This window comes from Alistipes sp. ZOR0009 (genome assembly GCF_000798815.1).
Lineage (GTDB): Bacteria > Bacteroidota > Bacteroidia > Bacteroidales > ZOR0009 > Acetobacteroides.
Map to the genome: position 1 here is coordinate 39,057 of NZ_JTLD01000048.1, position 9,585 is coordinate 48,641.

General features: G+C 46.6%; 10 protein-coding genes and 1 tRNA gene. 5 read left to right on the top strand and 6 right to left on the bottom strand.

The window, feature by feature from the left end; genetic code table 11:
* Positions 1-23: 23 nt before the first annotated feature.
* Positions 24-515 (bottom strand): DUF4251 domain-containing protein, encoded by a 492-nt coding sequence (locus tag L990_RS13580; RefSeq protein WP_047450407.1) that lies wholly within the window; start codon positions 513-515, stop codon positions 24-26.
* A gap of 77 nt (positions 516-592) precedes the next feature.
* Between L990_RS13580 and L990_RS20070 the strand changes: the two genes are divergently transcribed.
* From L990_RS20070 to L990_RS19355, 4 genes are all read left to right on the top strand, one after another.
* Positions 593-742: a hypothetical protein gene (locus L990_RS20070; protein ID WP_156121591.1), complete on the top strand. Its 150-nt coding sequence runs from the start codon at positions 593-595 to the stop codon at positions 740-742.
* Between the two features lies 1 nt (position 743).
* Positions 744-2,354 carry a MutS-related protein gene (locus L990_RS13585; protein ID WP_052181020.1) on the top strand — a complete coding sequence of 537 codons (1,611 nt, stop codon included), beginning with the start codon at positions 744-746 and terminating at the stop codon, positions 2,352-2,354.
* A 43-nt stretch (positions 2,355-2,397) separates the two neighbouring features.
* Entirely contained in the window at positions 2,398-3,699 is a 1,302-nt protein-coding gene (locus L990_RS13590; protein ID WP_047450410.1) for a hemolysin family protein, read from the top strand.
* Positions 3,700-3,901: 202 nt separating this feature from the next.
* The gene (locus L990_RS19355) at positions 3,902-4,324 is read left to right on the top strand and encodes an FMN-binding protein (RefSeq protein ID WP_052181021.1); all 423 of its coding nucleotides are present in this window, start codon (positions 3,902-3,904) and stop codon (positions 4,322-4,324) included.
* Positions 4,325-5,819: 1,495 nt separating this feature from the next.
* Here the strand turns inward: L990_RS19355 and L990_RS13600 are convergent.
* The 5 genes from L990_RS13600 to L990_RS13620 form a co-directional block, all read right to left on the bottom strand.
* Positions 5,820-7,145, bottom strand: coding sequence for a DEAD/DEAH box helicase (locus L990_RS13600; RefSeq protein WP_047450416.1), 1,326 nt, complete (start codon positions 7,143-7,145; stop codon positions 5,820-5,822).
* Between the two features lie 64 nt (positions 7,146-7,209).
* On the bottom strand, positions 7,210-7,950 hold the full coding sequence (locus L990_RS13605) for a ThiF family adenylyltransferase (RefSeq protein ID WP_047450419.1): 741 nt from the start codon (positions 7,948-7,950) through the stop codon (positions 7,210-7,212).
* Complete coding sequence (locus tag L990_RS13610; RefSeq protein WP_047450422.1) at positions 7,947-8,579, bottom strand: TatD family hydrolase; 633 nt, start codon at positions 8,577-8,579, stop codon at positions 7,947-7,949. The genes L990_RS13605 and L990_RS13610 overlap by 4 nt, the downstream gene beginning before the upstream one ends.
* On the bottom strand, positions 8,579-8,962 hold the full coding sequence (locus L990_RS13615) for a co-chaperone GroES family protein (RefSeq protein ID WP_047450425.1): 384 nt from the start codon (positions 8,960-8,962) through the stop codon (positions 8,579-8,581). Before L990_RS13615 ends, L990_RS13610 begins: the two co-directional genes overlap by 1 nt.
* A gap of 30 nt (positions 8,963-8,992) precedes the next feature.
* Entirely contained in the window at positions 8,993-9,172 is a 180-nt protein-coding gene (locus L990_RS13620; protein WP_047450460.1) for a hypothetical protein, read from the bottom strand.
* A gap of 339 nt (positions 9,173-9,511) precedes the next feature.
* On the opposite strand from L990_RS13620, the gene L990_RS13630 reads away from it, so the two are divergent.
* Positions 9,512-9,583: transfer RNA gene (locus tag L990_RS13630), tRNA-Glu, on the top strand.
* Positions 9,584-9,585 lie beyond the last annotated feature (2 nt).

A 9,585-nucleotide genomic window follows, 5' to 3' on the forward strand; every position in this document is an offset into this window, starting at 1 on the left:
CCTACTTCTAAGTATCGCTATTTTCACTCTTTCAGGTTGCCCGAAAAGCTTATTCCTTCCTTATCTGTCGAGGTTACCTGTAGGTTGCTGCGTCCGCTGCTCGAAATGTAAAGGTTGAGCACATATTCGTTAGCCACATCCTTTGTCTTGATGGTAACATTCCATCCATCCTTTTTGGCTGGTTGGACGCTATATTCGAACTTGGTGCTGGTGAATTTAATCCCAGAGTCGTCTGGCGACATTGGTGCCCGATAGGCTCTTCCAAAGAAGGGCAGGTAGGCCTCAACGGTATCTTTAGAAACTTTGAGCGAGTATCCTCCAGTTAGGGATTTCATTGTTCCTCTTGCCGGAAACATGGTGGCTGCTTCGAAGGTGTAGCTCTGATCTTCGACTTGCTTTGCAACCTTTTCGTTTTTTTGTTTTACCATTTCTTTTGATGGTGCACATCCGGTAAAACCTACTGAAATTAGCGCTATCGCTGCGATGCTAGCTGCTAAATAACCTTTTACTTTCATTGCTGTAATGTTTTGGGTTATATCTTTTAGCAATATTGCCTGAGTTACATATAACAATAAACGTGCCTAGTTGCATAATGTGCTGTTTCGAGGATTTAATTTCTCTGAAAAAGAAGGGCTTGCTGGTGGATGAAAAATGCTGGAACGACGGAAAAAAGGGAGGTGATTTGTATGAAGGGCACGATTTTTTTGACACATTTGCTGCCGTAATACTAACTATTCAATAAAATGTTCAATAAAAAACAGCAGGCGATCGAATCTTTAAGAGAATCGTCTGGACTTATAAAGACAACCTATTGCAATATAGATAAAATAAGATCTCTATTCGATAAAACCAAAGGAAGGTTTACATCTCAGGTAGTTGATGATAGGGCTTGTGAAGACTTTGACTTTGACGAGCTTTTTATGTTTGCCGATAGAACCACTTCGGTAGTAGGTCAGCAACATCTTTATCGGAAGCTGAGAACGCCCAATGCAGGTGATTTTGAGGAGCAGGAGACGCTTATTCGTTACTACCAGGAGTCGGAGCAGCGCCGACTTCAGATTCAGTACCAGCTTGCCAAGATAAAGAATAACGATGCCTATCATCTGGTTTCGCTAATTTACGATAAGATTGTAGAGCAGCCTCGGTGGCTGCCTGTCCTTTACCTGCTGGCTATTGGTAATGTGGTTAGCCTTATTCTTTTCTTCTTTTTCTTTAGTATGATATACGTGGTGCTTGCCATTACGGTTGTAAATGTGTGCATTCATATATGGAATAAGAAGCAGCTTTTTACCTACATCCATTCGCTTCCGCTTCTTTTAGATTTAAGTAAGGTAACCAAGCAGCTGATAGCCGTAAAGGTGCCTTATAAAAAGATGGAGCAGGTGGTGAATGCTACACGGCAGCTGGATAGGATAAAGAGAAGAATGAGCTTCTTTAATGTGGTTGTGGGGTTGGATAACGATTTGGCCACAATGCTTTGGTATGCGCTCGAAATTGTAAAAAGTATGCTGCTGCTGGAGCCCATCTTTCTTTACCAAACTTTTAAGCTTATAGAGGATAAGCAGGAGGATTTGAGCGTAGTTTTTGATTTTGTAGGCGAGGTGGACAGCGCGATGTCCGTTCATTTTTTACGCGAGAGCTTACCCTTTTACTGCCTGCCAGATTTTACCGCAAAGCCGAAGCAGCTCGATCTTCAAGATATTTATCATCCCTTGGTTATAAATGCGGTTCACAACTCAATAAGTATTAGCGGTAAGTCTGTTTTGCTAACAGGCTCCAACATGTCGGGGAAGACGACGTTTATACGCTCTGTTGCCATTGGGATGCTTACGGCTCAAACGATCAATACCTGCTTTGCAAGGCGGTTTTGTGCGCAGCCAATGCGGCTGCACTCGCTGGTGCGTGTCTCCGACGATTTGATGAATAGCAAAAGCTACTATTTTGAGGAGGTGCTCTCCGTAAAGCGCCTTTTGGAGGCATCTCAGGGGGCCGGATCCTGCCTGTTTATTTTGGACGAAATATTTAAGGGTACCAATACCGTAGAGCGTATAGCCGCAGGAAAGGCGGTGCTACAGGTGCTCAATCGGAACGATAATATCGTATTCGTTTCGACGCACGATGTTGAGCTGGCAGAGCTGCTGGTGGAGGGCTACGATCTGTACCATTTCTGCGAGCAGGTTGATGGCTGCCATATCGACTTCGACTACAAGATTAAGCATGGCGTGCTGAAAACAAGGAACGCAATCCGTATTCTGGAAATGAACGGTTACCCTGCAAGCGTGGTCGAAGATGCCAAAAGGGTAGCCTTGCAGGTTGGAACGAAAGTTGGAATTCCAAAGCCGTTTTTAAATTAACTTAAATCGGCATATCTTAGGTACGACGAAAAGCTGATGTAAAATGGCAGAGGAAATTCTGATTATTGTTATTCTTATTGTTCTTAATGGGCTGTTTTCGATGGCCGAAATATCAATTGTATCTGCAAAGAAATCGAGGTTGGAGGAGCTGCTACGAAAGGGAAATCGTAACGCGAAAAACGTGCTTTACCTGGCGGAGCATCCCAACAAGTTTCTGTCTACCGTGCAGATCGGAATAACCTCTATAGGTATTTTGACCGGGGTATTTGGAGGTGCAAGCATCTCTCAAATGATTGGTGGCTTTCTTATTGATATGGGCGTGAGCGTTAGGTACGCCAACGATTTGGCCATAACCTTGGTGGTGGTTATCATCACCTTCCTGTCCATCGTTATAGGGGAGCTTCTTCCTAAGCGTATCGGAATGACCAACCCCGAATCCATTGCGCTGCTGGCGGCCAAGCCGATGATTCTACTCTCTAAGATTACTGCGCCATTTGTGTGGCTTCTAGGAATCACCACCGATTTTTTTATCCGCCTATTTGGGGTCAAAAAATCGGAGGCCTCGCAGGTAACCGAGGAGGAGATTAAGGCGCTGGTAGAGGAGGGTGCATCGTACGGAACTATTGACGAAATAGAGCAGGATATTGTGGAGAATGTCTTCTTTATTGGCGATCTGCGCATCGAAAAGCTGATGACCGTGCGCAGCGATGTCGCCTGGCTGGATGTGAACGATCCTCTTAGCGATAACCTAAAGAAGATGGTAGACAACGAGCACTCCATCTATCCGCTTTGCGATAAATCGGTGGATAATGTTTTAGGCGTTGTTTTTACGAAGGATCTGTTTAAGAAGATTGCGGCGCAAGAACCAATCGACTTGAGGGAGTGCGTTAGAGCTGCTCTTTTTCTGCCAGCCAACCAAAAGGCTTACAAGGTGCTCGAAAAATTTAAGGAGACCAAAATCCACTTTGGCTTTGTGGTAAACGAGTACGGCGAGGTGGAGGGTATTGTTACCATTAACGATATTCTCGACGAGCTGGTGGGCGATATCACCAACGAGCAGGAACCTTCCATCATAAAGCGGGAAGATGGGAGCTACCTGATGGATGGAAAGGCGCTTTTCTCGGATATGATAGAGACGATGGAGATTGACGACTATGAGCCAATACAGCTCGAGTACAACACCATTGCTGGCTTTATGCTGCATCACCTTAAGGTAATTCCGAAGGCTACCGACAAGATGGTGTGGAGGGGCTTTACCTTCGAGGTTATGGATATGGACGGCAATCGGATTGACAAGGTGCTGGTGTATAAGCATCATAAAAAACGAAAGCGGAAGGACGTTTAGAAAGCTGCACCCTGCGCTATCTGGTAAGGAACGGCTAGTATGGCCTTTCCAACCTCTTAGAGCAGCAGGGTAATCGCGGAATAGCTGTGGCGGGTGTCTCGTTTTAGGAGGCTCGCCACATTTTTTTTGAAAAAAATAGCAAATTATCGTAGGGTAAAATGCCCTTTACGTATCTACACATAAAACAAATGCTCGCTTATAAATGAAAAAAACAGCACTACTTCTAATGGCGCTTATCGTGGCGCTTGGTTCCTTGGGTACCGCTCCTCAAAAGGGCCTTAAGAATGGGGTTTACTTTGGCGAATCGAGAGGCAAGTACACCTCCGAACCCTACTTTGGGCAGGTTAAGGTTACCATTGCGAAGGGCGAAATAGCCGAGGTTGCCTACAAGATTGTGGATAAGGAGAAAAAGGTAGACTTCGATAAGGATTACGAGAAGTACTATAAGGGAAACGACGAGTACATAAAGCAGTGCCGAAACGACCTTGCTGGAGTGAAAAAGTACCCACGCATGCTCGTAAAGGTTAAAGATATTGATAAGGTTGATGCCATATCGGGGGCAACCTGGTCGTATAACATATTTAAGGCTGCCTTAGCCGATGCTTTGAAAAAAGCGGTAAAGTAGATAAAGTGTAAGTTTAGGGACAAAAGAACTTTCGTTGCGACTACGACGGTTCTTTTTAATCCCTTTTTAGGAAAAGATATTCCCTTTCCCTGAATGATTCGGCATAGAGAAACGGAGGTTAGGCAACCGCAAAACCATTGGCATCACAGCTTGCGATAAGCAGGGGGATTTGATCCTATTTTGCGACACTTGCATCTCCGTTTCTCTATCTTCTTTTGATGGCTATAGGATCTCAATCCTCCTTTCTTTTCGGTTTAGCACCAATGTCACAGCTATGCCAGCATATTCTCTGCTGGCGTTTCCCATCTTCGATAGCTACAATAAAGGGAGTTAGACCTCGAATTCGAACTGCATGAGTCGCAGTTGCTCTCTAAGGTGGTACGGAATACCAGCAAGGGTGGTCGGGAACACCTACCAAGGTGGTTCAATGCACCTCAGAGGTGGTCGCTACCACCTATAGGGGTGGTAGGTTGGGTCTCTAAGGTGGTACGGAATACCTGTAAGGGTGGTCGGGAACACCTACCAAGGTGGTTCAATGCACCTCAGAGGTGGTCGCTACCACCTATAGGGTGGTCGGTTGGGCCTCTAAGGTGGTACGGAATACCAGCAAGGGTGGTCGAGAACACCCACCAAGGTGGTTCAATGCACCTCAGAGGTGGTTGCTACCACCTATAGGGGTGGTTGGTCGGGGTTCAGAACGTATCCGACGGGGTTGAGCAACGTATCCGTTGGGGTTATACAACGTATCCGAGGTGGTTCGGAACGTATCCGTTGGGGTTGCATAACGTATCTGGGGTGGTTGTATAACGTATCCGACGGGGTTCGGAACCGGGTCAGAGGGGTTCGGAGGTGGTCGGTCGGGGTTCGGAACGTATCCGACGGGGTTGTGCAACGTATCCGTTGGGGTTATACAACGTATCCGTTGGGGTTATACAACGTATCTGGGGTGGTTCGGAACGTATCCGTTGGGGTTGCATAACGTATCTGGAGTGGTTGTATAACGTATCCGACGGAGTTCGGAACCGGGTCGGAGGGGTTCTGAGGTGGTCGGTCGGGGTTCGGAACGTATCCGACGGGGGTGTGCAACGTATCCGTTGGGGTTATACAACGTATCTGGGGTGGTTCGGAACGTATCCGTTGGGGTTGCATAACGTATCTGGAGTGGTTGTATAACGTATCCGACGGAGTTCGGAACCGGGTCGGAGGGGTTCTGAGGTGGTCGGTCGGGGTTCGGAACGTATCCGACGGGGTTGAGCAACGTATCCGTTGGGGTTGCATAACGTATCTGGAGTGGTTGTGCAACGTATCCGACGGGGTTCGGAACCGGGTCGATGAGGTTCTGAGGTGGTCGGAATGAGGCTGGAGGTGTTTTGGTGAGTACGCTTCTCCCTGATTTCCCCTAAAGCAAAAACGCATTCCTATCTTCCGAAAAGATGGAATGCGTATGCTGTAATGTCGAGGTGCTGCATTGGCTAGACCAGTATTGCAGGCTGCTTTACCACGAGAGGTTTATTTGTGGGGTCTGCTTCTTTATCTTTTCGCGCCTAATTTTTTTAACAACGTCGTTGGCTAAATGGCGCTTTACGGCAACAAACGACGTTTTATCTAGCACGTCAATTCTGCCAATATCCGCTTTTTCAATTTCGCCTTTCTGGATAAGGAATCCAACAATATCCACCTTGCTAATCTTATCCTTTCGGCCTGCGCCAATGTAGATGGTCATCCACTCAGGGGCAGGTGGTAGCTCCATGTTTTCTACGATTTCGATGGTTTCGTAGTCGGAGTCTATGTAGCGGGGGATTTCCTCGTCTTCGGCTAGCAGCAGGATGGCGCAGCCGTTGGCTTTCATGCGGGCTGTTCGTCCATTTCGGTGGATAAAGGCATCCTCCTGTTCGGGCAGCTGGTAGTGTACCACGTACTCAATTTCGGGGATGTCTAGCCCACGAGCCGCGAGATCGGTAGCGGCTAGGATCTTGATGCTGCCATTTCTGAATTTGATGAGCGACCGTTCTCGCTCGCTTTGCTCTAGTCCACCGTGGAATACGTCGGAGATAATTTCGTCTTCGAGAAGTAGGGCGCTAAGCCTATCGGCCGCGTCGCGATGGTTTACAAAGATGAGCATGGTGGTGTCGCCCAGCTGGGCTATGAGGTCAACTAGCGCGCCATACTTATCGTGGTGCTTTGCCCTAGCTATTTTGATGGATAGCCGCTCTTCCTGGTCGGTCTCCTTGAGGTATGATATGCGGGTAGGGTTATCGATAGGTACGTATGGGGGGATGTTTACCGCATCGGTAGCCGAGGTAAGCACCATTTTATGTAGCGATTCTAAGCTCCCTATTACCTGCTCCATCTCCTCCGAGTAGCCCAGCTCGAGGCATTTGTCAAATTCGTCGAGTACCAAAAAGGTAATAGACTCGGGGACTACGGTGCCTCTTCGGATGTGGTCGGCAATGCGGCCTGGGGTACCTACAAGAACTGCAGGTGGCTCTTTGAGGCTGTTGGCCTCAATCCAAAAGGGGTGACCTCCGTAGCAGCAAACCACCTTGAATCCCGTTTTAAGATGGCGAAAAACCTGCTCGATTTGAAGCGCAAGCTCGCGCGTTGGGGTGATGATGATGGCCTGAATGAAGCCAGCATTGCTTTTAAGCTGATGTATGATGGGGATTAGAAAGGCCAGCGTTTTGCCCGATCCAGTAGGGGAGAGCACAACTACCTGGTTGCTTCCTTCGATGGTGGCAATAACTTCGTTTTGCATGGGGGTAAGGTGCGCTATTCCCATGCTTTGTAGCCCATCGGCAATTATTTGATTACGGTTTTCCATAGGGCAAAGGTAAGATAAAGCGCTTGGCTAATGGCTCGTTTGAGATACTTTACAAAAAAGAGGGCTAACCCTCCTTTTTTACTTCTACCTCGCCAAGCAATGTTCGTATGGCTACAGATGCGCAGAAGCATCCAAATATTGGCGGCATGTAGGAGATGGTTCCTACCGTAGTTTTTTTGTTTTGCTCGTTCTCCACAAGAATTACGGCTTCGGGGCGGGTTATTTCGGACGAAAATACGACCTGAAATCCCTTTTTTATGCCCTGCTTGCTTAGCCTCTTACGCAGCATATGCGCTAATGGGCAATGGTGCGACTTGGAGATATCCTTTACCTCCACCTTCGAAGGATCGGTTTTGGCACCTGCTCCCATGCTGCTTACAAGCGGGATTTTTCGTTCTAGCGTCTTTTTAATGAGGTTTACTTTTGGGGCCAGGGTGTCTATGCAGTCTACCACGAAATCGAATTTGGCCGAGTCTAGCACCTGGTCGGTTTCTTCCTCCTTAATGTATTTGGCTACAACGTGCAGCTTAAGGTTTGGGTTGATATCCAGCAGCCTATCGCCCATAACGTTTGCCTTAAGCAGCCCATGGGTGGAGGTTAGTGCAGGGAGCTGCCTGTTTCGGTTGGAGGGCATCACAACATCTGCATCAACAATGGTCATTTCCCCAACGCCAGCGCGGCAAATCATTTCGGCAGCATATGCGCCAACGCCACCAAGCCCAACAACAAGCACGTGGGCATTTTTAAGCGTTTCGAAGTTTCCTTCTCCCACTAGTAGTAGCGTTCTTTCGGTCCAGTTGCTCATTTAAAAAGTCGTTTATAGTTGATGTAAAGTTGTTTTGCGAGGGGTTCAACTTCCGTGTCAAGCAGGCTCGAGGCGCATTCGTACACGGTAAGTATGGGAGAATTTCCATCGTCAGTTTCTAAGAAGAGCCTGTCGATTGGTATTTTTTTTATTCGTTCGGCCGCCTTTGGGCGTGTAAGTTCTCGCATTCCTACCGAGAAGTAGCAGTTGTATTTTAGTAATGACTCAAGGATGTTTCCCTTTGCATCGAAGGCATGAAATATAAAAGGATGGTTGGGGTAGCGCTTTAGTATGCTAAGCATATCTGCATATGCTTTTACGCAATGCAGTATAACCGGAAGGTTGCGGGCAATCGCTATTTCTATCTGCTTCGTAAATGTACGGTGCTGCACATCTATGGGGATGTCGATTGTTCTATCTAGCCCAATTTCGCCAACGGCCACCATCTCCTGGTACATTTCGAAGCGCAGAGGTAGATCGTCTAAAGAGGTGTTGGCGTGGTAGGGGTGGATGCCAACCGAAAACGGAAGTTCCTTAGGTTTACTATCACCCAAGAATAGGGAAACCACCTTGAGGTGATCTCCCTTATCCCTGTTGTGGGTGTGTAAATCTACTAAAGGAGCGTTCATTACTTAAACAGATCTTGGTTGCTAACAATTAGCAAAACAGCGTTATTCGGTAAAATAAACAACTTTTGATCGTTAATTTTAAGCTCCCAAGCGCTATTTTGTAGGTAGACAACCAAGTCGCCCTCTTTTGGTTGAAGAGGAACGTACTTCACCTCCTCCTTATTATCTTTCCAAGGTTCTTCGCTATCGGTAATGGCTGGAATAGGGTAGCCAGGCCCTGCTTTCACAACGTAGCCAACCTGAATAACCTCCTTTTCTTGCACTCCCGGTGGAAGAAATAGACCTGTTTTGGTTCGTTCTTGTTCGCTCTTGGGTTTTACAAGAATACGATCACCAACCAGAGATACTTTTGTAAAATCAATATTTTCAAGAGCTAGTGACATGCAGTAATCCGTCGTTTTATTTGTTGTGAATTACTTTTTAAGCTCGTAGAAGCATCTTTTAGGAGAAATAACTTCACCTGTTCCTACAAGTTCCTTAATGATTTTATCAACCTCTTTCTTGTCAACCTGTGCAGCATCAGCTACTTCGCCAGCCTTTAAAGGCTTTCCTGCATTCTTAAATGCGCTAACGATCTTTTCTTTGCTATCCATGGTATCTTCCTTTTTAAGGGTTAAACATTTATAGGACAAAAATGCATGTTTTGCTTTTTACATTCAAATCTTTTTGGGGATGTAACGTTCTTTTTTGTGAAAAATAAAGGCGAATGGGGCCGTTGGCGTGTTGGCAGAAGCCGTCGTAAAGCCTGTGATCTAGATTTTGTGCTTTTTTTAGAGGTGAGAATGCTTTTTGGCAATGGTTTGATAAACAGGGATGACTATTGAAATATTCGCGGTTTGGAGCCTTGTGGTAGGCTTTTGCATCGGAATGTTTTTGTGGCAGCTATTGCAGATCTAGAAATTGTTTGTACTTTTGCACCCGAATTCAACGACGGTCCATTCGTCTAGGGGTTAGGACGCAAGATTTTCATTCTTGTAACAGGGGTTCGATTCCCCTATGGACTACA